Raw genomic sequence first — 24,186 nt, 5'->3', positions numbered from 1 at the left:
GGGGGTCACCGCCCGGTCAGCCGGCAACGGCCGACCGGGCGGGAGCGTGTTCCGGCCTCAGTACGTCGACGGTGTGCCGCAGAGTGGCCTCGCCCGCGGTCTCGTAGGGCGAACGAAGGGAAGCCGCCGCCACGGGTGTCGAGGCCGGAAGCGTGAACCACACGACCTTGCCCGACTCGCCGTCGGGCCGCACACCCCAGCTCTCGCTCACCGCCGCGACCATGGCGAGGCCGCGTCCGCAGGTGGAGCCGGGATCGGCTTCCCGTACCACGGGAAGCCGGGGGTCGTGGTCGTGCACCGAGACCGTGAGCCGGTCGAGCAGCAGCTCGATCTCCACGGTGCAGATCTTGTCCGGCTGGGCGTGCCGGTGAACGTTGGTCAGCAGCTCGGTCACTCCGAGTGCGGCCCGGTCTATCAAGGGGTCCAGATGCCAGTAGCGCAACTGCGCAGAGACGATTCTGCGGACCTGGCCGATCCGCGACGGCAGGGCTTGGAGCTCCACCGTGCAATGCCTGCTTGGCTGGCTGATCACGGCTGCGACTCCCCGAATTGAGGTCCGGAAGAAGACGGAGATCGGATCCAGCAGAGGCGGCTGAGTGGAACGACCGCCTGCTGTGGTGGCCGGCGGGCTGGTTCGCAGCGTTATCGCCGGTAAACCCAGAGTAGTGATGTGACATCAGAGTGACTCAGGGGGCACGGTCCCGCAACTCGCGGCGCTTCAGGACTCGTAGCGGGTGCGTGGGGGCAGCTCAGCCGCTGCGTCCCGCAGCCCTGCGGACCGCCTCGATGAAGCGGCGGGCCGACGGTGGCCCCGGCCTGCCGGGTGCCGGATCGTGCTCGCCGAGCGTGAGCGAGTAACGCGTGCCGTTGACGTCCGCCAACGCCCGGTCCTCGTGCGCGAACCAGGGTTTCGAGGCGCGCACCGCCTGCACCGGCGCGCTGTCGATCTCGCTGCCGTAGCTGGTGAGCAGTTCCAGCCTGCCGTCGCTGATCCGGACCTGTCCGGCCCGGGTGAGCGAACGCAGCCTCTTCCCGATCCGCACGCCCGTGGCCGTGAACTCCGGCTCCGCCATCATGCCCGCCCCCTTGTGCGCTCCGGCTGTGCCCTGTCGTGACCCAGTGTGCATCCGCGTCGGGGGCGATCGCCCCGTTCGGTGCAGTCTGCCCGCAGGCGGCGTCGAGCACCAGTGCGGATGGCGAGGTGGTGGCGGTGACGGGAGCAAAGGCCGGGATGCGCCCCCCGAATGCGGATTCCCGCCGTCCCCCCAGGGGTGCCTTTGGGCTGCCCAAAGGTGTGTTTATGCAGGTGAGAAGCGTGCGGAAGGTGCTTATGATCGGAGACGTCCGACCAGCTGAAGCGGTGTCGGCACCATGCGTTAGGAGCCTTCCCGTGAGCACTCCCCAGCCGATCCGGACAGGTGAGACCCTCGATGTCGACCGTAGTGACGCGGAGTACCGGAGCTGGCTCAAAGAAGCCGTGCGCAAAGTCCAAGCGGATGCGAATCGCTCGGCGGACACGCATCTGCTCCGCTTCCCGCTGCCCGAGCAGTGGGGCATCGACCTGTACCTGAAGGACGAGTCGACCCACCCCACCGGCAGCCTCAAGCACCGCCTCGCCCGCTCCCTCTTCCTGTACGGCCTGTGCAATGGCTGGATCAGGCCCGGCCGCCCGGTGATCGAGGCGTCCAGCGGTTCGACGGCCGTGTCCGAGGCCTATTTCGCGGGGCTCGTCGGAGTGCCTTTCATCGCGGTCATGCCCCGCACCACGAGCGCCGAGAAATGCCGCCTGATCGAATTCCACGGCGGGCAGTGCCACTTCGTGGACGACTCCCGCAAGATCTATGAGGAGTCCGCCGCTCTCGCGGTCGAGACCGGCGGTCACTACATGGACCAATTCACCTATGCGGAAAGGGCCACGGACTGGCGCGGGAACAACAACATCGCCGAATCCATCTTCCGCCAACTGGCGTTGGAGCGATTCCCGGAACCCGCGTGGATCGTCACCACGGCAGGCACCGGCGGTACGTCGGCGACTCTCGCGCGCTACGTCCACTACATGCAGGCGGACACCCGTATCTGCGTCGCCGACCCGGAGAACTCCTGTTTCTTCGAGGGCTGGACCACCGGCGATCCGGACGTCACCTGCGCCAGCGGCTCACGCATCGAGGGCATCGGCAGACCGCGCATGGAACCGAGCTTCGTACCCGGGGCCATCGACCGCATGATGAAGGTGCCGGACGCGGCGAGCGTCGCCGCCGTACGCGCCCTGGAACAGGCCATCGGCCGCAAGGCGGGCGGCTCGACCGGCACCGGCCTGTGGAGCGCCCTGAAGATCGTCGCCGAGATGGTGGCCGAGGGGCGCAGGGGAAGCGTGGTGACGCTGCTGTGCGACCCCGGGGACCGTTATCTGGACAAGTACTACTCGGACGCGTGGCTGGCCGAACAGGGCCTGGACATCGCGCCGTACGGGACGGCGATCAACTCCCTGCTGGAGACGGGCGTCTGGCCGGCCTGACCCCTGACGGCAGAACGGGCTTCATGGCCGGGCGGTCCAACCCACGCCCCGGGGCGCCCGGTTGCGCGGGCAGCTCGGCCGCCCCGTGTTCCCGCGTCATCGTGATCAGGCGGTCGGGCCCCTCCGCCTCGCGGCGCGCCCCGACCCGCCGATCCTACGGTCCTTGGGGTCGGGCACCCGTCAACCGGCGCCCGGCGCCCGTGAATTCGGTTCCGGGGGCCGGGACATCGGTCTGTCGGTCCGTCGGCGCCGGATCTGCGCGCCGGCGATTCAGGCGGATGCCGACGCCAGTCGCCGGTCCAGCGCCGTCACAGCACCGCGGAAGGCACGGCCCAGACCGCCCCGCCCCACGGTGAGTGCCGCCCGGAAGAAGGCCGTTCCGTCGGCGGCGAAGGTCCACTGCACGCGCGTCCCCTTGCCCGCGGGCGTCAGCCGCCACTCCTCGACCAGGGCGCGGAGCCCCGGCGCGTTCGTGGCATCCACCCGGTACGCGTACATCTCCGGAGCCCGGGCGACGAGGACGGTCTCCTCGAAACGTGTTCCGCCGCGGAGCCGCACCTCGCGCCCGGTGCCGTCCGCGGTGGGCCGGGCGAGCGTCACCGCGGAGAACCACTCGCTCCAGCCGGACACGTCCTCGGCGAGCGCGGAGAACACCGCCTCGGGAAAGGCGGCCACCTCCCGCGCGAACACGAGACGCAGCGGAGCGGCCTCGACGAAGCCGGGTCCCTCCGGACGCAGTCGACGTGCCATGAGTGAACCCCCTTGCCGGAACCGGGTTCCGGTCGCCGAGTGTGCGGAAACGCCCCGTGACGGGCCCGGTGGAGCGTCGTACGGAGCCGAAACCGGTGGAGCGTCGTACGGAGCCGAAACCGGTGGAGCGTCGTACGGAGCCGAAACCGGCGGAGTGCCTCGTGGAGCTGAACCCGCTCCACGACCTCAACCGAACCCGCTCCGCGACCTCGTGGAGCCGATCCCGCTCGACCGCCTCAGGGAACCGGCCCCGGTCGGCCACGAGCGACGGCCTGGGCGCACCCGCGCCACGGACGACGCCGAAGGCGTGACCGGCGGCGCGGGCAGCGTCACCTTAGCTGGCGGACCGTCAGTTGTCTGTATCGTCCTCGGGTTCACCGGCCACCACCAGGCGCCGCAGGTGCTCCGCGATCTCCGCGCGAGCCCCGGCGGGCATCCCGCCGTCGGTCACCAGTGTGTCGACCTGCTCCAGCGCGGCGAACGAACTGAGGCCCACCGTGCCCCACTTGGTGTGGTCCGCGATCACGATGACGCGTCGCGCGGACTGCACGAGCCGCCGATTGGTCTCCGCCTCCGCGAGATTCGGTGTCGACAGCCCCGCCTCGGCCGATATGCCGTGCACACCGAGGAAGAGGACATCGAAGTGCAGTGCCGCGATGGCCTGATCGGCCACGGGCCCGACGAGCGAGTCGGACGGCGTGCGCACCCCACCCGTGAGCACGACGGTCGCGGCGCCCTGGCGCTGACCGGAGGTGCGCTGCGCCGAGTGGAACACGTCAGCCACGCGTACCGAGTTGGTGACCACGGTCAGGTCCGGGACGTCCACGAGGTGATGGGCCAGCGCGTACGTCGTCGTACCACCGGAGAGGGCGATCGCCGAGCCCGGCGCGACCAACTCGGCGGCGGCCCGCGCGATGTCCTCCTTGGCGGTGAGCTCCAGACCCGACTTGGCCTCGAAACCCGGTTCGTGCGTGCTCGCCTCGACCACCGGCACCGCGCCGCCGTGCACCTTCTCGACGACACCCTGACGGGCCAGCGCGTCGAGGTCACGGCGGACCGTCATGTCGGAGACACCGAGTCTTCGCGTCAGCTCGTTCACGCGGACGCCGCCGCGGCGTCGCACCTCGTCGAGGATCAGAGCGCGACGCTGCTCGGCGAGGAGGTTCTGATTCTCACTCACGACCGCTCCGGTCCTTTCGTCGCTGCCTGCCCGACTCCGCCCGAACCCGCTCCCACGTGGACATTCTCCTTGCCCGAGGTCTGGAGGACGACCCATCCTCGCACGGCACACCGCCGGTCGCGCCACTGCCCGCACGCCCGCCGTGCCCCTCCTGTGCCGTCACGTTCACACGTATCGGGGAGATTCCGTGAGTTCGGGTGCGCACGCCCTCCGTAGCGCGCGATCCTTGTGCCTGCACATGACACATGAGAGACGCGGGGCACGGGGGAAGTGCGGAACAGTGGAACGTGCACGGGAACATGCCATCGACGGGGAGCCCGGCAGCCCCGTACAGCGACCCGAAGCGGCCGGTACCGCCCTGGAACTCCTGGTTCACGGGGTCGGCGGCACCACGCCGGAGGAGATGCTGAACGATCCGCGGACGGTCCGGGTCACCGGCGACGCGACGGCGGCCGTCTTCCGTCGCGCCGACGACACCGATGCCGAGGAGCGTCCGGGCGACCACCTCGGCGGGCCGGTGCGCGAGGCGTACGTATGGTGCAACCTCACGTCCGGCAACGGCGCGCGCGCCCTGTGGCTCCTGTTACTGCCCTTCATGGTGGTCAACCTCGCGCACTGGATGCGCCCCGCCGCGCACGGCCGAGGGCGGGTGGTGCGCCTGTACGGGCTGCTCGTCCGCCTCGCCGGGCTCACCCTCACGGTGCTGCTGGTCGCCGCCGCCTGCGAGGTCGCCCTCGATCTGGCCGCCTGGCAGTGCGCGGGTACCCGTGCGTGCGTGCGCAACCACTCCTGGCTCGGATTCCTCTCCCCGGACCGGTCCGACGCCGGCTGGTGGAGCCAGCCGGGCCGCCGCCTCGCCCTGGCCTGCCTGGTGCCCACGGCGCTCACCACTCTCCTGTGGTACCTGTCGCACCGCACCTGGAGCGCGTACGAGTCGCAGCAGCCGATGGCCCGCGCGGCCGAGCACGACGACGAGACCGACGGCACCGGACTCGGCCGCCCCGGCTTCTGGTACGGGCGCCGCCTGGTGGCCCGGCTGCGCGCCGCGCACACCGCCGCGGGGTTCCTGACCGTCGCCGCGGCCGTGGGCTCCTCGGCCGCCCGCTACGACCGTGCCCGGGGCGGGCCCGCCGTACTGGAGGCGCTGGGCGGGCTCCTGAACGCAACACTCGTGGTGGGCGGGACCGTTGTGCTGTGGGTGGTCAGCCGTCGCGGCCGCAGCGAGAACCGGATCGACCACGGACGCGACCGGACGCTCGTGCGCCGGCTGCCGCTGGGCTCGATGGCCCTGCTCGCTCTCACCCTGGTGTACGCCGGCTGGTCACGGCCTCACTGGCATTCGACGGGGCGCCTGCCGGGCGATGCCACGTTCGGCGGTCTCACCCTCGTACAGGGCCTGCTCGTGATCGCGCTCGGCGTCGTCGCCCGAGCCCTGTACCGCACGGACACCCAGATCCCGGGCTCGGGCCGAACAGCGGGCAGCGCCCCCGACACCCGCACCGCGATGCGCGGTTTCGCGGGGCCCGCCGTCGCCATGCTCGCCTGCGCACTCGGCGGCGTGATGTCCGGAGGAGTGTCCCAGCGGGTCGCCGACTGGCTCGACGGCACCCGGCACTCGATCCCCGGCCCGCCCGTCCTGCTGACCTGGCAGGCCTCCGCGATCCCGCCGCTGCTCCTCGTCCTGCTCGCCCTCACCGGCTGGCTCGCCCGGCGCACCTGGCAGCTGCGCCGCCGCGAGACGATCGCCGTCGAACGCGAGTACCCGGGCGAGGCCAAGGACTCCGCCCGCACCCGGCGTATCGCGAGCACGCGCGCGATGGCCGCTCTCACCGACCGGGCGCCGCTCATGGTCGGCGTCATCTCGTCCGTGACCCTGCTGCTCGGGGCCTGCGCCCTGGCCGGGGCCTTCGCCACCGGGGACGCCCCGAGCGAGGCCGCGCGCGGGGCGAACGGCTTTGTCCACGGCGCGGCCGAGACCGCGCAGGCACTCGGCTCCTGGCTGATCGGCCTGGGCTTCATCCTGTTCGTCACCTGGGGGCGGCGCGCCTACAAGGACCCCGCCGCCCGTCGCACCATCGGCATCCTCTGGGACGTCGGCACCTTCTGGCCGCGTGCCGCCCACCCCTTCGCGCCGCCCTGCTACGCCGAGCGCGCCGTGCCCGACCTGACCTGGCGCATGGCCACCTGGACCCGTGCGACCGGCGGACGGCTCGTACTCTCCGGACACTCCCAGGGCAGTGTGCTGGCGGCGGCCGCGGCCTGGCAGCTCAAGCCCTCGGTACGCAAGAGGGTCGCGCTGCTCACCTACGGCTCACCGCTGGAGCGCCTGTACGGACGCTGGTTCCCGGCCCACTTCGGCCCCTCCGCCCTGGCCTCGCTGCACCGCGAGGTCGCCTGCTGGCGCAATCTGTACCGCCGCACCGACCCGATCGGCGGACCCGTCCGGCTGCCCGGCGACTGCGGTCCCGAAGTCGACCACGAACCCTTGAAGGACCCGCTCGCCTACGGCCGCACCGAACGGCAGCCGCTGCCCGCGCCGGTTCTCGGCCACTCCGACTACCAGGCGGACCCTGTCTTCGCCGGCGAACGGGAACTGCTGCTTGCCCGGCTGCTGCCCGAGGTGCCGGGCCAGCGTCCCCGCGAGGAGGCCCAGGGCGGCTGAGCGGGCTCAAGGCGGCGGAAGATCAGGGCAGCTCCGGCAGATCCTGCGAGTAGAGCAGGGTCAGGTCGTCCGTGTTCGGCTCGTCCAGCTGGGCGACCCGGCCCGCGTGCCGCTCCACCATCGCCTCGAACGTCTGCCGCGCCGTACGTCCGTTGCCGAACGCGGGCCCCTTCGGAATCGCCGTGAAGTACTTCAGCAGCGCCTCGGCCGCACCCGGACCCAGCCGGTACTCGTGCTCCTCCGCCTGCTGCTCCACGATCCGCAGCAGCTCGTCGGGAAGGTAGTCGTTGAAGGTGATGGTCCGTGAGAAGCGGGACGCCACCCCGGGGTTGACCGACAGGAACCGCTCCATCTCCGCGGTGTACCCGGCGACGATCACCACCACCGCCTCGCGATGGTCCTCCATCAGCTTCACCAGCGTGTCGATGGCCTCGCGCCCGAAGTCGCGGCCCGAGTCCTCCGGCGACAGTGCGTACGCCTCGTCGATGAACAGCACACCGCCGCGCGCCCGGTCGAACGCCTCCTGGGTGCGGATCGCGGTCGACCCGATGTGCTCACCGACCAGGTCGACGCGGGACACCTCGACGAGATGCCCCTTGTCCAACACACCCAGCGAGGCAAGGATCTCGCCGTACAGCCGGGCGACGGTCGTCTTGCCGGTGCCGGGGGAGCCGGTGAAGACGAGATGGCGCCTGGCGGATGCCGCCTTGAGGCCCGCTTCCTGCCGGCGCCGGCCCACCTCGATCATGTCGGTGAGGGCACGCACCTCGCGTTTGACGTTCTCCAGGCCCACCAGTGTGTCGAGTTCACCGAGGACGATCTTCGATCCGCGGGTCGGCTCCGCGGGCTCCACGCCGGCGACGAGCGGTTCCCGCTCGGTGCTGCGCTGACCGGGGATCGCCCCCAGCAGACTCGCGGACGAAGCCGACGTCTCGACCGCCGTCTCGTGCGCCGGGGTGCGCAGTCCGGTGCTCTCGTCGCTTGCGCAGTCCTCGACGACGGGACCTCCGCCGGTCGCCGAGCCCGCGTCGGCGAACTCGTAACCCCCGCGCGCACACCGCTCCGTCCGGCACTTGCGCAGGGTCGCCCGGCAGCCGTCGATCACATGGAAGCCGTAGCCCCCGCTGTCCACCACCCGGCAGTTCAGGAAGCTGCCCCGGCCGTCCGCCGAGACATAGAAGCCCGCCTCGGCGGGCGAGGTGACCGTGCAGCGCTCGATGGTCGGATCAGCGCCCTTGGTGACGATCACGCCGGTCTGTGTGCCGTCCACGATGCAGCCGGACAGGTTGCCGCCGCTGCCGTGGTCGCGGAACCAGGCACCCGTCGCGGCGTCCCGGATGCGGCAGTCGTCGAGCTGTGCGGTGGCACCGTCGCTCACCGACACCGCGGTGTTGCGCACCTGCGAGATGTCACAGTCGACGACGTCGGCGCGCGAACCCCGGTCGAGGACGAACAGCGCGTCCGGCACGTCGTGCACCCGGCACGAGTCCAGTACCGCGGTCGCGCCGTCGCTCACCCACACTGCGGGGTAGTCGCCCGTGCTGTCGAAGATCTCGCACTGGTTGGCGTCCACGCGGGTGCCCGGGTCCCAGACCGAAAGGCCGTTGCGTCCGAACTGCCGCACGGTCGTACGGGTCAGGGTGAGCACCGAGCGCGAGCGCAGATCGACCGCGTTCTCCGGGATGTCGTGGATGCGGCAGTCGGCGAGCGTGAGCACCGCGTCCGTGTCGAGGGTGATGCCGTCCGCGGTCGTACGGTGCACATCGCAGTCGGTGAGATGAGCCGTGGCCCGGCCGGTGATCTGCACCCCGGAACCCTTGACCTCGTACACCTCGCAACCCACCGCCTCCAGCGACGAGTTCTCGCCGGTCGCCGACAGGCCCGCACCGGAAGTGTGGTGCACCCGGCAGCGCTCGAGGCGCGGATGCGCGCCCCCGCGGACCACGACCCCCGACTGACCGGCCGCGACGACCTCGCACTCCTCGAACACCCCGCCGCCGCCGTCCAGTACGGCGATGCCGACGCCCCCGGGGTTGTCGACCGTGCAACGGCGCACGGTCGGGCGGGCGCCACCGCGCACCTCGATCCCGGCGGCGGAGCGCGTGACGATCCGTATGTCCAGCAGTTCCGGTGTGCCCTCTTCGACGAGCAGCGCGGGCGAGGCCGAGTCCTGGCCCTCCACATGCAGGTCCTGGACCACGGCGGAGGCGCGCACCGTCAACGCCACGCCGTCGATCGGTGCGATGCGCACGGAGCCGGGGGACCCTTCGGGGCCGCGCAGTGTCACCGCGCGCTCCACCACCAGGTTCTCCCGGTAGGTGCCGGGAGCGATGGTCAGCACGTCGCCGTCGGCCGCGACCTCCAGGGCGGCGGCCAGCGATGCGTACTCACCCGTGCGGCGCCGCCACCGCGAGGTTCCGGTGTGCGTCACCTGGACCGTGCCCTGTGCCATGGCGCTGTTGTGCCCCCACCTCGTCGTACGCGGGTCCTGCGAGGTCGTGCTGATGCCCCGTCGGTCGGGATCCCGGTCCCTGCGGACAGCCTCTCACGACGGTGCCGAACAGTTCGGCCGGTCCACCGTAGCGTGCGCGGGGACGACCGGTTGACCGGAGCGGGAACGCCGTCAGCTGCCGGTGTCTGCCTTGCCCCAGTCGGGACCTGCCTTGTCCCATGCCCGGTCCCATCGGGTGTAACGCCGACGGATCATGTGCCACAGGATCAAGCGCCTGCCGCCCTCCAGGAGTCCCGCCGACAGCACGGCCGCGCCGAAACCGGCCAGAACGGCGTGCGTGGTCGCGGTGGCACCGTCCAGCGGGCGGCCCATTATTCGGCCGTGCCGGTCGGTCCAGATCGAGAAATGATCCCCCGGGCGCGGGGACTTGAGGGTGGCCACCACCGTGCCGCGCTGCGCGGTGCTGTCCGGCGCCGTCCAGTCGGCCAGGACGCGGCTGTGCGCGTCCCGTCCCGACGGCGTCTCGGGGTCGGGCGCCAGCGGGCCCCGGGAAAGCTTCCTGACGACGACGGCCGTCACCTGGTGACGGTCCCTGCGCTGGTCCCGCACGGCCTTTTGCAGCGTGCCCTGGACCGAGGCCCCCACGGCCGCTCCGACGAGGGGCGCTGCGACGAGGACGAGCAGGAGGGCGGCCAGGGCCAGCCAGGCCTCCACGAGATCTGTCGTACGGCGCAGCGGATTGTGCCGCCAGCGCCAGAGACCGATGATCGCGCGCACCGTCCCGCACCCCCTTCCGCGTACGTGATAACCCGCAGCGGAGCCGTTCACGCGTGAGGCCGGGGAAGAGAGAGCGACGTCACCCTCCTCCAGGGCCCTTCACGAAACGTCTCACGCCGACTCAACGCTTCCGCCCCGCGGCGGGGTTCCCCGTGCCAGGCCTCTGGCGGAAGGTGATCGCGGGCTATCCGAGGACCGTGACCGGGTCGCCGACTCGCAGCGTGCCGCCGGACTCGGGCACCAGGTTCTGCCCGAAGGTCAGCTTGCCGGCGAAGCGACGGTGCCGGGCGAGCGTGCGCAGGGGCTCCTTGCCGCGCCGGGCGGTGCCCTGGTCGGTCGTGGTGACGACGCAGCGGCCGCACATCTTGGTGACCCGGAAGGTGACCTCGCCGATCGCGATCCGCGACCAGTCGTCCTCGGCCCAGGCGTCGGTGCCGGATACGACGACGTTCGGCCGGAAGCGGTTCATCGGCAACGGGCCCTCCTCGGCGTGGTCGCCCTGCGCGATCAAGGAGTTGAGAGCGTCCAGCGATCCGAGTGTGGTGACGAGCAGCGGATAGCCGTCGGCGAAACTGACGGTCTCACCCGGCAGCGCGAAGTCCGGGTCGACGGGCCGGCGGAAGGCCGGATCGTCCATGTGGACGAGGCGCACATCCGCGCCCAGGTATCCGCTGCACCAATCGTGTGCCTCCGGGGCGGCGAGGACCGCTTCCACCTTGTCGCCGAAGATCTCCACCGGGGTCGTGCCGATGGGCTCGGGCACGGGAACATTCACCGGATCGCGGTTCTCGGCGGACAGACGAAGGCCGCCGCCGGAAAGTGTCTCGGCGGCGGCCAGCGCCAGACGCGGCTGCTCGCGTTGCGTGACGACCTTTCCCCCGTCGTCGATCAGGACCCAGCGTCGGTCTCCGGCCAGCCCCCAGGGCTCCACCTCGGCCTCCCGGAGCGACTGGCCCCGGAACGCCTTGACCGGATGGACGTGAATCGAGTGCAGTACCGCGTTCCCCATGACCGCCATGGTGCCAGGAAGCACCGACAATCGGGTTCGGACGTCTCAGTACCCGCGGTACTGCTGACCGTTGTAGGGGTCCTGGTAGGGAGCCGGGGCGGGTCGGGGAGCTGCGGGGCGCATCGCCTCGTAGCCCGTACCCGCCATCGGACGGGGCTGCTGCGGCTGGGGGCTGGGATAGCCCCGAGGAGCGCCGGCCTGCTGCGGGATGTACGGCGAGGGAGCCTGCTGCAGCGGCGAGGGCTGCTGGGCCTGCTGGTAGCCGTAGGAGGAGGGGCCGGCCGGCAGCGCGGGGAGCGCGGACGGCAGCGCCGGGAGGTTGTTGCTGCCCGGGTCGTAGGCGGAAGGGACCCGGATCGGGGCGATCTGAGGGGTACCCCGCTCAGCGACGAGGGAGTCGTAGATCGGGGTGTCCTGGAAGGCGGAGTAGTAACCGCCGCCATAGGTGGAGCGGGGGGAGGTCATGGCACATAAGTTAAGCCCACGATGTGCTGGTTGGGGAGACCGATAAGAGGGTTGTTTTCCGTGTCGGCGGTGACGCGGGATCCCCAATGCGAGCGAACTCGGCAAAAAAGGACGTCAAAGATGGTTGAGATCGTGTAAAGGCCGAGCTTCGGACGGGTTACCGGCGGTTGACCAGGATCTTCTGGTGTGAGCCATGGGAGTCGGCGGGCCTGGGGATTAGGTTTGGCGAGAACGGAGCCGGCGGTCCGTTCGGGACTCGTACCGGCGTGGAGACACGTGATGGGGGCGTACATGTCAATGCCTAAGGGATCGAATGTTCCTGTCCCGACGACGGCACTCCGGGTGGAATTGGGGTGGCGATCAGGACCGGGGGTGCCCGACGTCGATGCCTCCGCCCTGCTGCTGGTGGCCGGAAAGGTTCGTTCGGACGGCGACTTCGTCTTCTACAACCAACCGGCGCACTCCTCGGGCGCCGTGCGCCACGAGGGGAAGCGGAACGACGGCGGCCAGGTGACCGACGCACTGCTCGTCGATCTCACGCGCGCGGAACCCGTCGTCGAGACCGTGGTCCTGGCCGCCTCGGCGGACGGCGGCTCCTTCGGACGCGTTCCCGGCCTGTACATCCGGGTGCTCGACACACAGCACGGCACGGAGGTCGCCCGCTTCGACAGCACCGACGCGACCGTCGAGACCGCCTTCGTGCTGGGCGAGTTCTACCGGCGCCAGGGTGCCTGGAAGTTCCGTGCCGTCGGACAGGGCTACGGAAGCGGACTGGAAGGGCTGGCCACCGACTACGGGATCACGGTGGACGAGCCGCAACGCGCGGTACCCCCCGCGCCCCCGTCGCCCGCCACCCTCGTACAAGGGCCGCTGCCCCCCGTGGCTCCGCCGGTCACCATGCCGCCGCCGGTCGCGCCGCCCGTGACCATGCCGCCGCCGATGGCCCCGCCCATGACTCCGCGACCGCCCGCGGCCCCTCCGGCGCCGGTCCGCCTGTCCAAAGTGACGCTCACCAAGGAGGCCCCCTCCGTCTCGCTCAGCAAACAGGGGGGCACGGCCGGTGCCCTGCGCGTGAACCTCAACTGGGAGGTGCGCAAGCAGTTCTCGGGTTGGGGCAGCAAACGCGGCAGGGCCGTCGCCATGCATGCCGACCTCGACCTCGACCTGTGCGCGCTGTACGAGCTGTCCGACGGCCGCAAGGGAGTCGTGCAGGCACTCGGCAACGCCTTCGGAGCGCTGCACCAGCCGCCGTACATACATCTCGACGGGGACGACCGCACCGGGGCCGTGGCCAGTGGCGAGAACCTCTCCATCAACCTCGATCACAAGCAGAGCTTCCGGCGCATCCTCATCTTCGTGACCATCTACGAAGGCGCGCGATCCTTCGCCGATCTGCATGCCACGGTCACCCTCCAGCCGCTGAACGGCGCGCCGATCGACTTCTCGCTCGACGAGTGCACGGTCCCCTCCACGGTCTGCGCGCTCGCCCTCATCACCAGCAGCGGCGCCGACCTGGTCGTCCAGCGCGAGGCCCGGTACCTGATCCCCGCGCGCGGGGTGAGTCCGCAGCGCACCGTCGACCACGCCTACGGCTGGGGCATGAACTGGACGCCCGGCAGGAAATGATCTCCCGGCCCCCGCCCTTCAGTTCTCGTCGAGGGCGGTGTCGGGGCGGGCGTAGGTGCGGCCCTTCCAAGCCGCGCCGCGCCCCCTGTAGTGCTGCACCGCGGAGTCGACCGTCATGAGGAGATAGAGGAACGCGGTGACCGGCAGCAGGGGAGCGAGCGACAGGGGCTGCCGGTAGTAACGGAGCATAGGCATGTACGTCGCCGTCATCACCAGCCAGGCGAGCCCCCCGGCCGTCGCCGCCCACGCGTTCCCCGCGACGAGGCTCACCAGGAGGGCGACCGGCGGCACCAGATACACCACGGCGAGCCCGGCCACGGTTCCGGCGAGCAGCAGCGGGCTGTGTCGCAGCTGGGCGTAAGCGCTGCGCGAGACCATGCGCCACAGATCGTGCAGCCGCGGATACGGGCGCACGCTGTCGACCCGCTCGGCCAGGCCCAGCCAGATGTGGCCGCCGCCCCGCTTGACGGCACGGGCGAGCGCCACGTCGTCGATGACGGCATGCCGGATCGCGTCCGGGATCCGCGCCCGCTCGGCGGTGTCCGCGCGCAACAGGACGCATCCCCCTGCCGCGGCCGCCGTCCGCGAGCCCTTCACGGCAATCCGGCGGAAGGGGTAGAGCTGCGCGAAGAAGTAGACGAAGGCGGGTACGACGAGTCGTTCCCACAGGCTCTCAACCCGCAGCCGGGCCATCTGCGAGACGAGGTCGAAGCCACCCGTGCGGGCCGCCGCCACCAAGAGCCGCAGACTGTCCGGGGCGTGCGCGATGTCCGCGTCGGTCAGCAGCAGATATTCGGGTCCCCGCGCGCGGGCGAGGCCGATGCCGTGCCGTACGGCCCACAGCTTGCCCGTCCAGTCCGCAGGCGGTTCTCCCGGTGAGCCGACGGTGAGCGGCAGTCCGCCGTGCCGGCACGCCAGCTCGCGGGCCAGCTCTCCCGTGCCGTCCGAACTGCCGTCGTCGACGAGGAAGATCTCGGCCCGCCCCGGATAGTCCTGGGCGAGCAGCGACGGCAGGCTCTCGGGCAGGACGGCGGCCTCGTCCCGGGCCGGCACCACGACACAGACAAAAGGCCAGTCCGACGGTTCGCGGCAGGCGGGCAACCGGACGTCCGTACGCCAGAAGAAGCCCTGGCCGAGGAGCAGCCACAGCCACGCGGCCAGTGATCCGACAGCGATCCACACGAGGGCGCTCACCTGCCGCAGTCTGCCCCACCACAGTCGCCCGTAAAGACCGATCGTCTATGGTGACCGGGTGAAGATCGCGCTCATGGACTCCGGAATCGGACTGCTCGCTGCTGCCGCCGCGGTACGTCGACTGCGGCCCGACGCCGATCTCGTCCTGTCCTCCGACCCCGGCAGCATGCCCTGGGGACCCCGCACACCGGAAGACGTCACCGCGCTTGCCCTCGCGGTCGCCGAGGCCGCCGCGCTGCACCGGCCCGACGCCCTGATCGTCGCCTGCAACACCGCTTCCGTACGTGCCCTGCCCGCCCTGCGTGCCCGCCTGGAACCGGGGGTGCCCGTCATCGGCACCGTCCCGGCGATCAAGCCGGCCGCCGCGGGCGGCGGACCCGTCGCGATCTGGGCCACACCCGCCACCACCGGCAGCCCGTACCAGCGCGGGCTGATCGAGGAGTTCGCCGACGGAGCGGACGTCACCGAGGTGGCCTGCCCCGGACTCGCGGACGCCGTGGAGTACGCCGACCAGACGGCCATCGACGCCGCGATCGCCGCGGCCGCCGCGCGCACCCCCGAGGACGTAAGGGCCGTCGTCCTGGGCTGCACCCATTACGAGCTGGTCGCCGAGCGCATCCGCGCGGCCGTGCAGCGCCCCGGCCGCCCGCCGCTCGTCCTGCACGGTTCCGCCGGGGCGGTCGCCGCCCAGGCGCTGCGCCGGATCGGCGAGCTCCCGGACCCCGAGGCCCCCGCCGATTCCACGGTCACGGTCCTTCTGAGCGGACGCGAGGGCGCGCTGCCCGCGACCGCGCTCACCTATGAGGAAGGCCGGATCCTCTCGGCGGTCAGCCCCGTTCGCTGACCGGCGAGAGTCCTCGCCCTCGTAACGCCGTGCCTGCCGCTGGAGACTTCCGGCCAGGGACGGATGTCGGTGAACTTACGGAAACCCGGCGCCCTGCGGGCACGGTCGGTCACCGTTCGGACGCCGTCGGTGGGGCGCTCGTCCACACGGCCGAGTGACGCTGTGCGACCCGGTGCCCGCGCAGCGGAACCTGAGTAGTCTCATTGGCATGAGGGACCATCCCCACGGCGAAACCTCCCCGCATCCGGAGATCTGGACCGGACATGCGAGGAATCGTGTTCAGTGGCTGCCGGCCATAGGCGGCGTGGCCTGTCTGGCTCTCGGGATCGAGCTGGCCGTCTCCTCCGGCTGGACGTCGGGAACGGCGCCGCTGGTCATGTCCGTCGTCGGATGCATCGCGGCGGGACTGCTCATCCTCTTCGGCACGCTCGCGTTCGTGCATGTCGCGGTGAGGGTGGACGAGGACTTCCTCGAGGTGCGCTGCGGCCACATAGGACTGCCGCGCCGCCGCATCCCTCTCTCGACGGTCGTCGGTGCCGACTTCGCGCCCCAGGTCACCCCGCGCCAGTGGGGCGGCTGGGGGTATCGCTGGCGGCCCGAGCAGGGGACTGCCGTCATCGTCCGGCGGGGCGAGGGTGTGGTGCTGCGCCTGGGCGACGGCCACACGTTCACGATCACCGTGGACAACGCCGAGGCGGCGGTACGGATCATCCGCGGTCATCTGCGCCCGGACACCACAGGCGTGGTGCGCTGACAACCGACGAGGGCGCCGCTCACGACTCCGGACGGCCGTCGGAACGCCTGGCGGCCTGCACGTCGTCCGGCTCCCCCGTGGTCAGGGGGCGTGCGGTCGCGAGCCCGGCGAGCAGTCCCGCACCCGCGGTCACCGTCATGAAGCTCAGTGCGTTGCCGATCGACGCGATGACGGCCACAGCCGTCAGGGCCGCGCCCGTCGTCAGCGCGATCGGCGTGGTGCGCGGCGAGCGCAACAGCGCGTACAGGACCCAGCAGAACGCCGCCGCGAGCAGGACCACGCCGGTCAGACCCTGCTCGGCGGCCTGCTGCAGGAGCGCGGAGTGGGGTTTGCCGTCGGGCAGCGGTGACTGGGCGACCGTGGGACTGAGCTCTCCGTAACGTCCCGGCCCGACCCCCAGCAGGGGATTCCCACGGGCCATGCGCAGGGCGTCGTGCCAGAGCAGGACGCGGTGCTCGGTCAGCTGGCCCTCCAGGGACGCGGTCAGTCCGCCCGGCAGCGCGTCCTCGCCGATCGCCCAGGTCGCCCCGGTCACCAGCGCCGCTGCCGCCGCGAGCCCCGTCAGGCCGAGGGCCCGGCGCCGCACACGGGCGGCGGCGAGCGAACACAGCAGAACCCCGGTGCAGGTGACGAATCCGGTGGTGGACCCGAGGAGCGCCGCCGTCACCGCGGTCCCGGCGGCCAGCAGCCGCAGCGCGAGCCGCAGGGTGGGCGGGCGCGCGGCCCACGCCGCGCAGCACGCGGCGCCGCAGGAGAGGGTCAGCAGGGCGGTCGTGGCACCGGTGTGGCCGAGTTGCAGGCTGATCTGCGGTCCGGGCGTGGCGATCGCGAGACCGAGTCCGGCCAATGCTCCGGCGCAGAGGGCGGCCACCGGCAGAAGCGCTCCGAGGATCCGCCCCGAGGCGTAACCCGCCGCAACCGCGAGCACCGCCAGCAGCATGCCCTCGGGCCGGCCGTCGTGCGCGGCAGCCGTGATCAGCGACCAGGCGGCACAGGCCGCGAGCACGACCATGCCGGCGACATCGGAAGCGCTGCGTCTTTCGCCCGTGGCCGTCGAATCAGCCGTGGACGCCATCCCCGTGGAACCCACCCCCGTCGCCCCCCGACTCTGCCGGACCCCGGGCGCCGTCACCGCATCAGGCCGCACGTCAGAGGTTCGGCCACACCGTAACGGGTGATGCGCCGGTTTGGGGACCTGTTGTGCAGGAACGTTGCGGCAGATCCGTGCGAAGGAGCCTGCCCTGCGGTGTTCCGCCCATCGGGACCGAGGAGGCCGAGCTGTCGGCGCCCAGGTCAAGCGCCGTACACTCCCCAAGTGACCGCCACCGCAACCACCGTAGACGAGCCGGAACAGCTCGAACCCCAGGCCGTGCCCGCCCCGCGCGGGGCCGCTCTGGTGCGTCGCCTCGTTCCGGCCGCCGCCGCGGCGCTCTCCGGAGTGCTGCTGTACGTCAGTTTCCCGCCACGGACCCTGTGGTGGCTCGCCCTGCCGGCCTTCGCGGTCTTCGGCTGGACCCTGCGCGGTCGCTCCTGGAAGGACGGTCTCGGCCTCGGCTATCTGTTCGGCCTCGGATTCCTGCTGCCGCTGCTGGTGTGGACCGGCGTCGAAGTCGGCTCCGGTCCCTGGCTCGCGCTCGTCGCGGTGGAGGCGATCTACGTCGCGCTCGTCGGCGCGGGGATCACGTTCGTCTGCCGGCTCCCAGGGTGGCCGCTGTGGGCGGCGGCACTCTGGATTGCCGGAGAGGCGGCACGCGCGCGTGCGCCCTTCGGTGGCTTCCCCTGGGGGAAGATCGCGTTCGGACAGGCCGACGGCGTCTTCCTGCCGCTCGCCGCGGTCGGTGGCACACCAGTGCTCGGCTTCGCGGTCGTGCTGGGCGGCTTCGGGCTGTACGAGATCGTCCGCCTGGCCGTCGAGCGGCGCGGTACGGGCGTCCTGAGCCGCGGCGCGGCCGTGGTGGCGCTGCTCAGTGTCGCCGTCCCCGTCGTCGGGGCGCTCGCCGCGCGGATGCTCGTCAGCGACAAGGCCGAGAACGGCACGGCGACCGTCGCGCTCATCCAGGGCAACGTCCCGCGCGCGGGACTCGACTTCAACTCCCAGCGGCGCGCCGTCCTCGATCACCATGTGAGGGAAACCGAGCGACTGGCCGCCGAGGTCAGGGCGGGCAAGGCAGCCAAGCCCGACCTGGTGCTGTGGCCGGAGAACTCTTCCGACATCGACCCGTTCGCCAACGCCGACGCACGCTTCGTGATCGACGAGGCCGCGAAGGCGATCGGTGCCCCCGTCTCCGTCGGCGCGGTCGTCGAGCGGCACGGCAAGCTCTACAACGAGCAGATCCTGTGGGACCCGGACAAGGGCCCGGTGGACACCTACGACAAGCGCCAGGTCCAGCCGTTCGGCGAGTACCTGCCGCTCCGCCCGCTGCTCGGGGCCATCAACAAGAACTGGACGAGCATGGTGCGCCAGGACTTCAGCCGCGGCACCGAGCCGGGTGTGTTCACCATGAACGGCACCGGGGTCGGCCTCGTCACCTGCTACGAGGCGGCGTTCGACTGGGCCGTGCGCAGCACCGTCACCGATGGCGCCCAGATCATCTCGGTGCCCAGCAACAACGCGACCTTCGACCGCAGCGAGATGACCTACCAGCAGCTCGCGATGTCCCGCATCCGCGCCGTCGAGCACAGCCGCACCGTCACGGTCCCCGTGACGAGCGGTGTCAGCGCCGTGATCATGCCGGACGGGAAGATCACCCAGAAGACCGGGATGTTCGTCGCCGACTCGCTGGTCCAGAAGGTGCCGCTGCGCTCCTCCGAGACCCCTGCGACGAAGCTCGGCATCATCCCGGAGATGATCCTGGTGCTGGTCGCGGCGGGTGGCCTCGGCTGGGCGGCGGCGACCGCGGTCCGCTCGCGGCGGAACACCGGCGCCTAAGGCAGGGTTCCCTGGTCCGCGCGGGGTGGCGGAGTCGGGCCGATAAAGTCGGGGTCATGGCTATTCCCGACTTCATCCGCGCGATCCGGGCTTCCGCGGGCCACCAGCTCCTCTGGCTTCCCGGGGTGACCGCCGTGGTCCTCGACGACGAGGGCAGGATTCTGCTCGGGCAGCGTTCGGACAACCACCAGTGGGCGCTCATCTCCGGCATTCCGGATCCGGGGGAGCAACCCGCGGCCTGCGCGGTGCGCGAGGTGTACGAGGAGACGGCCGTGCACATCGAGGTCGAGCGGGTCGTCATGGTCCGGGCCGGGGAGCAGATGACCTTCGGCAACGGCGACGTCTGCCAGTTCATGGACACCACGTTCCGGTGCCATGCCGTCGGTGGTGAGGCCCGCGTCAATGACGACGAGTCGCTCCAGGTCGGCTGGTTCGACGTGGACGCCCTGCCGGAGCTGAACGAGCACGCCCTTACCCGGATCAAGCAGGCGCTGGTTGACGCACCCACATGGTTCGAGCCTATGACCTGAGTGCGAAGTATGTGTGCTGACCACATCGGTTGGGGAACGGGGGCTGCCTAGGGTCGAGGCATGACCGCGCCCAGCGCCCTCCCGGGCCTCCACGCTTCCGCACTCGACCTCGGCGGCCGCACCGCCCTCGTCACCGGCGCCGCGAGCGGCATCGGCCGAGCCTGCGCGCTGCGGCTCGCCGCCGCCGGAGCGAAGGTGAGAGCGGTCGACCGGGATGCCGAGGGCCTGGAAACCCTGGCCGAGGAGATGCACGGTCTGGCCGGGACCGTCGAACCGCACGTCCTCGACCTCACCGACCTCGACGCGGCGGAGCAGGTCGCGGCCGGCACCGATGTCCTCGTGAACAACGCGGGGCTGCAGATGGTCCGCCCCATCGAGGAATTCCCGCCCGACGTGTTCCACAGGGTGCTGACCGTGATGCTGGAGGCACCTTTCCGGCTCATTCGCGGGGCTTTGCCTCATATGTACGGCCAGAATTGGGGCCGCATTGTCAATGTCTCCTCCGTGCACGGGCTGCGAGCCTCGGCGTTCAAGTCGGCGTACGTCGCCGCGAAGCACGGACTCGAGGGCCTCTCGAAGACCGCAGCCCTTGAAGGCGCGCCCCACGGAGTCACCTCGAACTGTGTGAACCCCGCCTATGTGCGCACCCCACTGGTCGAGAAACAACTGGCGGATCAGGCGAGGACGCACGGGATTCCGCGCGAGCGCGTTCTGACCGAGGTCCTGCTGAGGGACAGCGCGGTCAAGCGGCTCATCGAGCCGGAAGAGGTCGCCGAGGCGGTGGCCTATCTCTGCGGTCCGCAGGCGGCCTTCATGACCGGAACGTCGCTGGCCCTGGACGGAGGCTGGACCGCGCACTAGCCGGAGCCGGCGCTGAGGCCGGGCCGGAGCTAAGGCCGGAGCCGAGCCCGCCTCACCCGCCTCGCCCCGAGCCGCATCGGCGCGTGTCCTTGCCGCGAGCCCTGTCGGAGTCGGGTCGACCTGCTTCACCAGCCACAACGGAACCTGCCCTCGCCCCTCGCTCGCCGGAGCAGACCCCTTCATGAGCCGGCTCGGGCCGGTCCCCTCCCGAGCCGTACCGGACCGACATCGAGCGGCACCGGACCGGCCCCACCCCCGAGCCGTAGCGGAGCAGGTCGTGAGTTATCCACAGGGCCGGGGCGCCGCCCCGAGGATGCGCGATCCTGTTGCCATGTCCAGCGACCACCTGCCATCAGCCGAGCGCTCCGCAGACAGCGTGGAAGCGCCGTTCCTGGAACTCCTGGCCAGAGGAGCGACCGCCGACGCCTACGAGCAGCCGGTGCTGCTCGCCCGCGCCGAGGGCCGCCCCGCCGAGCGCGTCGCCGCGCTCGAACAGGCCAAGCTGCTCGCCCTGCGCGTGCGCACGGAGATAGAAGGACGCCGTCGCCGCGAGGCCGAACTCTCCGCGCTCTTCGAGACCGCGCACGACCTCGCGGGCCTGCGTGACCTCGACGCCGTGCTCCAGGCGATCGTGCAGCGGGCCCGGTCACTGCTGGGCACCGACATCGCGTACCTCAGCCTGAACGACGCGGCCAGGGGCGACACCTATATGCGCGTCACCGAGGGCTCGGTGGCGGCACGCTTCCAGCAGTTGCGGCTCGGCATGGGGGAGGGCCTGGGCGGACTCGTCGCACAGACAGCCCGTCCGTATGTCACCGACGACTACTTCAAGGACGAACGCTTCCAGCACACCCGGACCATCGACGCGGGCGTGCAGGACGAGGGGCTCGTCGCGATTCTCGGCGTGCCGTTGATGATCGGGCCCCAGGTCATCGGCGTGCTGTTCGCGGCGGACCGCAGAGCGCGGGTCTTCGAGCGGGAACAGATCGCACTGCTCGGCTCCTTCGCGGCCCTCGCCGCGGCCGCCATCGACACGGCGAACTCGCTGGCGGAGACCCGCTCCGCCCTCGACCGCCTGGGCCGGGCCAACGAGATCATCCAAGACCGCAGCGGAGTGATCGAGCGCGCCTCGGACGTCCACGACCGGCTGGCCGAACTCGTGCTGCGCGGCGGGGGAGTCCACGACGTGGCCGCAGCGGTGTCCGAAGTCCTGGACGGCACGGTCGAGTTCGCGGAACCGGGCGGCACACCGGCCATGGCCGTGGAGGCGGCCCGCGCCGACGCCCACGCCGTTCGGCACGGCGACGACTGGGTCGCCGCGGTGGCGGCGGGAGGCGAGCTGCTCGGCGCGCTGGTGCTGCACGGGCATCCGGGCCTCGACCCCGTCGACCAGCGCACCCTGGAGCGCGCCGCGATGGTCACCTCGTTGCTCCTGCTCGCCAGACGCTCGGCATCCGAGGCCGAACAGCGCGTACGCGGCGAGCTGTTGGACGACCTACTGGACGCCCGGGACCGCGATCCGAGGCTGCTGCGGGAACGGGCGGCGCGGCTGCACGCCGATCTCGACGGCCGTCATGTGGTGCTGGCAGCCCGGCTCGAGGTCACGACCTCCGACGCCGACCAGGAGGCGGGCGCGCGCAGACGGCTGTGGTCGGCCGCGTCCCATCTCGCCACCACCCGCCACGGGCTGGCCGCCGCCCGCGACGGTGGCACCGTCCTGCTGCTCCCGCTCGGGCCCGGCGACACAGCGACGACACTGGCCCGCCGCACGGCCAAGGAACTAGGCACCGCCGTTCACGAGGCGGTCACGGTCGGCGCCTCCGCGCCCGTCGACCGGCTTGCGGCGCACCCCGAAGCGGTGACCTCGGCGTACACGGAGGGGCAGCGTTGTCTGGAAGCGCTGCGCCTGCTCGGCCGGGCCGGGGACGGCGCGGCCGCCGAGGACTTCGGGTTCCTGGGGCTGCTGCTCGCCGGGGACCGGGACATCTCAGGGTTCGTCGGCCGCACGATCGGCGGAGTCGTCGCCTACGACGAACGGCGCGGAACCGACCTGCTGCGAACCCTCGACGCGTACTTCGCGAGCGGTATGAGCCCCGCGCGCACGAAGGACGCCCTGCATGTGCATGTGAACACCGTGGCGCAGCGGCTGGAGCGGGTGGGGCGCCTGCTCGGTGACGACTGGCAGAGCCCGGCCCGCATCCTGGAGATCCAACTCGCCCTGAGACTGCACCGGTTGTCATCGGACGGGCCGCACTGATCCCCGCACGCGATATCACTGCGTGCGGGGATGAGGGAGCGCGGATTCGCGCGGTCAGACGGTACGGGCGTCCGCCGGCGTGACGGGAGCGGGCTGCTCGTCGGCCGTGGCCTCGACGTCGGACAGGTCGCGGTGGCGGGTCTCCTTCGCGAAGCCCACGGCGATCAGGGTCAGGACGACCGCCCCGATCACATAGAGGGAGATGGGAGTTGAACTGCCGTACGAGGAGAGCAGCGCCGTCGCGATGAGCGGTGCGGGCGCGCCCGCCGCGACGGAGGCGAACTGGGCGCCGATGGAGGCACCCGAGTAGCGCATCCGGGTCGCGAACATCTCGGAGAAGAAGGCGGCTTGGGGCGCGTACATGGCACCGTGCAGGACCAGGCCGACGGTGACGGCCAGGACCAGGTTCGCGAAGCCGCCGGTGTCGATCAGGGAGAAGAACGGGAACATCCAGAGGCCGATGCCCGCAGCGCCGAGCAGGTAGACGGGGCGGCGGCCGATGCGGTCGGAGAGCGCGCCCCAGGCAGGGATGACGGCGAAGTGCACGGCTGAGGCGATGAGGACGGCGTTGAGCGCGGTCTGCTTGGAGACGCCGGCGGAGGTGGTGGCGTACACGAGGATGAAGGCGGTGATCACGTAGTAGCTGATGTTCTCGGCCATGCGGGCGCCCATCGCGACGAGCACGTCACGCCAGTGGTGGCGCAGTACGGAGACCAGCGGAAGCTTCTCCGGCTTGTCCGTCCCGGCCGTCCTGCGGGCCTCCGCCCGCGCCAACGCCTGCTTGAACACGGGCGATTCATCGACAGACAGACGTATCCACAAACCGATGACGACCAGCACTCCGGAGAGGAGGAACGGGATGCGCCAGCCCCAGGAGAGGAAGGCGTCGTCCGACTGGGTGGCGGTGAGCAGGGAAAGGACGCCGGTCGCCAGGAGTTGGCCCGCGGGTGCTCCGGTCTGCGGCCAAGAGGCCCAGAATCCTCGCCGCTTCGCATCGCCGTGCTCGGAAACCAGCAGGACGGCGCCGCCCCATTCGCCGCCCAGCGCGAAACCCTGCACCAGGCGCAGCGTGGTCAGCAGGACCGGGGCCGCCGCGCCGACGGTCGCGTGCGTGGGCAGCAGACCGATCGCGAACGTGGCCCCGCCCATCAGCAGCAGGCTCAGCACCAGCAGCTTCTTGCGGCCGAGCCGGTCTCCGTAGTGCCCGAAGACGAGCGCGCCCAGCGGCCGGGCCGCGAACCCGACGGCGTACGTCAGGAAGGACAGCAGCGTGCCGACGAGCGGGTCGGAGCCGGGGAAGAACAGCTTGTTGAAGACCAGGGCGGCGGCCGAGCCGTAGAGGAAGAAGTCGTACCACTCGATGGTGGTGCCGATGAGACTG

At 71.2% G+C, this 24,186-nt stretch carries 20 protein-coding genes; 9 read left to right on the top strand and 11 right to left on the bottom strand.

The features are described 5' to 3' along the window. Positions 1 to 16: 16 nt before the first annotated feature. Both N4G66_RS06465 and N4G66_RS06460 read right to left on the bottom strand, forming a co-directional pair. On the bottom strand, positions 17 to 532 hold the full coding sequence (locus N4G66_RS06465; RefSeq protein ID WP_261702990.1) for an ATP-binding protein: 516 nt from the start codon (positions 530 to 532) through the stop codon (positions 17 to 19). Positions 533 to 749: 217 nt separating this feature from the next. After that, entirely contained in the window at positions 750 to 1,073 is a 324-nt protein-coding gene (locus N4G66_RS06460; protein ID WP_261703200.1) for a hypothetical protein, read from the bottom strand. Between the two features lie 317 nt (positions 1,074 to 1,390). Between N4G66_RS06460 and N4G66_RS06455 the strand changes: the two genes are divergently transcribed. Next, positions 1,391 to 2,515, top strand: coding sequence for a PLP-dependent cysteine synthase family protein (locus tag N4G66_RS06455; RefSeq protein ID WP_261702989.1), 1,125 nt, complete (start codon positions 1,391 to 1,393; stop codon positions 2,513 to 2,515). Between the two features lie 270 nt (positions 2,516 to 2,785). On the opposite strand, the gene N4G66_RS06450 is transcribed toward N4G66_RS06455, so the two are convergent. Beyond that, entirely contained in the window at positions 2,786 to 3,265 is a 480-nt protein-coding gene (locus tag N4G66_RS06450; protein ID WP_261702988.1) for an SRPBCC family protein, read from the bottom strand. 349 nt (positions 3,266 to 3,614) lie between these two features. Next, positions 3,615 to 4,445, bottom strand: a complete 831-nt coding sequence (locus N4G66_RS06445) for a DeoR/GlpR family DNA-binding transcription regulator (RefSeq protein WP_261702987.1) — start codon at positions 4,443 to 4,445, stop codon at positions 3,615 to 3,617. Between the two features lie 280 nt (positions 4,446 to 4,725). Between N4G66_RS06445 and N4G66_RS06440 the strand changes: the two genes are divergently transcribed. Continuing rightward, a complete protein-coding gene (locus tag N4G66_RS06440) occupies positions 4,726 to 7,107 on the top strand; it encodes a hypothetical protein (RefSeq protein ID WP_261702986.1) in 2,382 nt (793 codons plus the stop codon). A 22-nt stretch (positions 7,108 to 7,129) separates the two neighbouring features. On the opposite strand, the gene N4G66_RS06435 is transcribed toward N4G66_RS06440, so the two are convergent. The 4 genes from N4G66_RS06435 to N4G66_RS06420 all read right to left on the bottom strand — a co-directional run bounded on the left by N4G66_RS06435 (position 7,130) and on the right by N4G66_RS06420 (position 11,810). Beyond that, complete coding sequence (locus N4G66_RS06435; RefSeq protein WP_261702985.1) at positions 7,130 to 9,559, bottom strand: right-handed parallel beta-helix repeat-containing protein; 2,430 nt, start codon at positions 9,557 to 9,559, stop codon at positions 7,130 to 7,132. 171 nt (positions 9,560 to 9,730) lie between these two features. Beyond that, a complete protein-coding gene (locus tag N4G66_RS06430) occupies positions 9,731 to 10,336 on the bottom strand; it encodes an Rv1733c family protein (RefSeq protein WP_261702984.1) in 606 nt (201 codons plus the stop codon). 184 nt (positions 10,337 to 10,520) lie between these two features. Further along, entirely contained in the window at positions 10,521 to 11,345 is an 825-nt protein-coding gene (locus tag N4G66_RS06425; protein ID WP_261702983.1) for an MOSC domain-containing protein, read from the bottom strand. Between the two features lie 45 nt (positions 11,346 to 11,390). Further along, positions 11,391 to 11,810 carry a DUF6643 family protein gene (locus N4G66_RS06420; RefSeq protein WP_261702982.1) on the bottom strand — a complete coding sequence of 140 codons (420 nt, stop codon included), beginning with the start codon at positions 11,808 to 11,810 and terminating at the stop codon, positions 11,391 to 11,393. Between the two features lie 279 nt (positions 11,811 to 12,089). Between N4G66_RS06420 and N4G66_RS06415 the strand changes: the two genes are divergently transcribed. Beyond that, entirely contained in the window at positions 12,090 to 13,436 is a 1,347-nt protein-coding gene (locus tag N4G66_RS06415; protein WP_261702981.1) for a TerD family protein, read from the top strand. 18 nt (positions 13,437 to 13,454) lie between these two features. Here the strand turns inward: N4G66_RS06415 and N4G66_RS06410 are convergent, their stop codons facing one another. Next, the gene (locus tag N4G66_RS06410; RefSeq protein ID WP_261702980.1) at positions 13,455 to 14,630 is read right to left on the bottom strand and encodes a glycosyltransferase; all 1,176 of its coding nucleotides are present in this window, start codon (positions 14,628 to 14,630) and stop codon (positions 13,455 to 13,457) included. Positions 14,631 to 14,688: 58 nt separating this feature from the next. Between N4G66_RS06410 and N4G66_RS06405 the strand changes: the two genes are divergently transcribed. Both N4G66_RS06405 and N4G66_RS06400 read left to right on the top strand, forming a co-directional pair. Beyond that, positions 14,689 to 15,474 carry a glutamate racemase gene (locus tag N4G66_RS06405; protein ID WP_261702979.1) on the top strand — a complete coding sequence of 262 codons (786 nt, stop codon included), beginning with the start codon at positions 14,689 to 14,691 and terminating at the stop codon, positions 15,472 to 15,474. Positions 15,475 to 15,682: 208 nt separating this feature from the next. Further along, positions 15,683 to 16,228, top strand: a complete 546-nt coding sequence (locus N4G66_RS06400) for a hypothetical protein (RefSeq protein ID WP_261702978.1) — start codon at positions 15,683 to 15,685, stop codon at positions 16,226 to 16,228. 19 nt (positions 16,229 to 16,247) lie between these two features. Here N4G66_RS06400 and N4G66_RS06395 read toward each other — a convergent pair whose 3' ends face one another. Next, positions 16,248 to 17,303 carry an O-antigen ligase family protein gene (locus N4G66_RS06395; protein ID WP_261702977.1) on the bottom strand — a complete coding sequence of 352 codons (1,056 nt, stop codon included), beginning with the start codon at positions 17,301 to 17,303 and terminating at the stop codon, positions 16,248 to 16,250. 240 nt (positions 17,304 to 17,543) lie between these two features. On the opposite strand from N4G66_RS06395, the gene lnt reads away from it, so the two are divergent. The 4 genes from lnt to N4G66_RS06375 all read left to right on the top strand — a co-directional run bounded on the left by lnt (position 17,544) and on the right by N4G66_RS06375 (position 22,805). Next, complete coding sequence (gene lnt / locus N4G66_RS06390) at positions 17,544 to 19,157, top strand: apolipoprotein N-acyltransferase (protein WP_261702976.1); 1,614 nt, start codon at positions 17,544 to 17,546, stop codon at positions 19,155 to 19,157. 56 nt (positions 19,158 to 19,213) lie between these two features. Next, positions 19,214 to 19,687, top strand: a complete 474-nt coding sequence (locus N4G66_RS06385) for an NUDIX hydrolase (RefSeq protein WP_261702975.1) — start codon at positions 19,214 to 19,216, stop codon at positions 19,685 to 19,687. Positions 19,688 to 19,747: 60 nt separating this feature from the next. Then, entirely contained in the window at positions 19,748 to 20,548 is an 801-nt protein-coding gene (locus N4G66_RS06380; RefSeq protein ID WP_261702974.1) for a 3-hydroxybutyrate dehydrogenase, read from the top strand. 331 nt (positions 20,549 to 20,879) lie between these two features. After that, on the top strand, positions 20,880 to 22,805 hold the full coding sequence (locus tag N4G66_RS06375; RefSeq protein WP_261702973.1) for a helix-turn-helix domain-containing protein: 1,926 nt from the start codon (positions 20,880 to 20,882) through the stop codon (positions 22,803 to 22,805). Positions 22,806 to 22,859: 54 nt separating this feature from the next. Here the strand turns inward: N4G66_RS06375 and N4G66_RS06370 are convergent. Next, positions 22,860 to 24,186, bottom strand: a 1,327-nt coding sequence (locus N4G66_RS06370; protein WP_261702972.1) for an MFS transporter, incomplete at its 5' end; no start/stop codon positions are given.

Source organism: Streptomyces rhizosphaerihabitans (assembly GCF_025399795.1).
Taxonomy (GTDB): domain Bacteria; phylum Actinomycetota; class Actinomycetes; order Streptomycetales; family Streptomycetaceae; genus Streptomyces; species Streptomyces rhizosphaerihabitans.
This window is presented reverse-complemented; position numbering and strand designations above follow the sequence as displayed.

Bases quoted from the DNA above. Each gene is read 5' to 3' on its own strand.
- N4G66_RS06395 (WP_261702977.1), bottom strand. From the start codon at position 17,303: ATGGCGTCCACGGCTGATTCGACGGCCACGGGCGAAAGACGCAGCGCT.
- N4G66_RS06450 (WP_261702988.1), bottom strand. From the start codon at position 3,265: ATGGCACGTCGACTGCGTCCGGAGGGACCCGGCTTCGTCGAGGCCGCT.
- N4G66_RS06400 (WP_261702978.1), top strand. From the start codon at position 15,683: ATGAGGGACCATCCCCACGGCGAAACCTCCCCGCATCCGGAGATCTGG.
- N4G66_RS06385 (WP_261702975.1), top strand. From the start codon at position 19,214: ATGGCTATTCCCGACTTCATCCGCGCGATCCGGGCTTCCGCGGGCCAC.
- N4G66_RS06420 (WP_261702982.1), bottom strand. From the start codon at position 11,810: ATGACCTCCCCCCGCTCCACCTATGGCGGCGGTTACTACTCCGCCTTC.
- N4G66_RS06435 (WP_261702985.1), bottom strand. From the start codon at position 9,559: ATGGCACAGGGCACGGTCCAGGTGACGCACACCGGAACCTCGCGGTGG.
- N4G66_RS06375 (WP_261702973.1), top strand. From the start codon at position 20,880: ATGTCCAGCGACCACCTGCCATCAGCCGAGCGCTCCGCAGACAGCGTG.
- N4G66_RS06460 (WP_261703200.1), bottom strand. From the start codon at position 1,073: ATGGCGGAGCCGGAGTTCACGGCCACGGGCGTGCGGATCGGGAAGAGG.
- N4G66_RS06415 (WP_261702981.1), top strand. From the start codon at position 12,090: ATGGGGGCGTACATGTCAATGCCTAAGGGATCGAATGTTCCTGTCCCG.
- N4G66_RS06380 (WP_261702974.1), top strand. From the start codon at position 19,748: ATGACCGCGCCCAGCGCCCTCCCGGGCCTCCACGCTTCCGCACTCGAC.
- N4G66_RS06425 (WP_261702983.1), bottom strand. From the start codon at position 11,345: ATGGGGAACGCGGTACTGCACTCGATTCACGTCCATCCGGTCAAGGCG.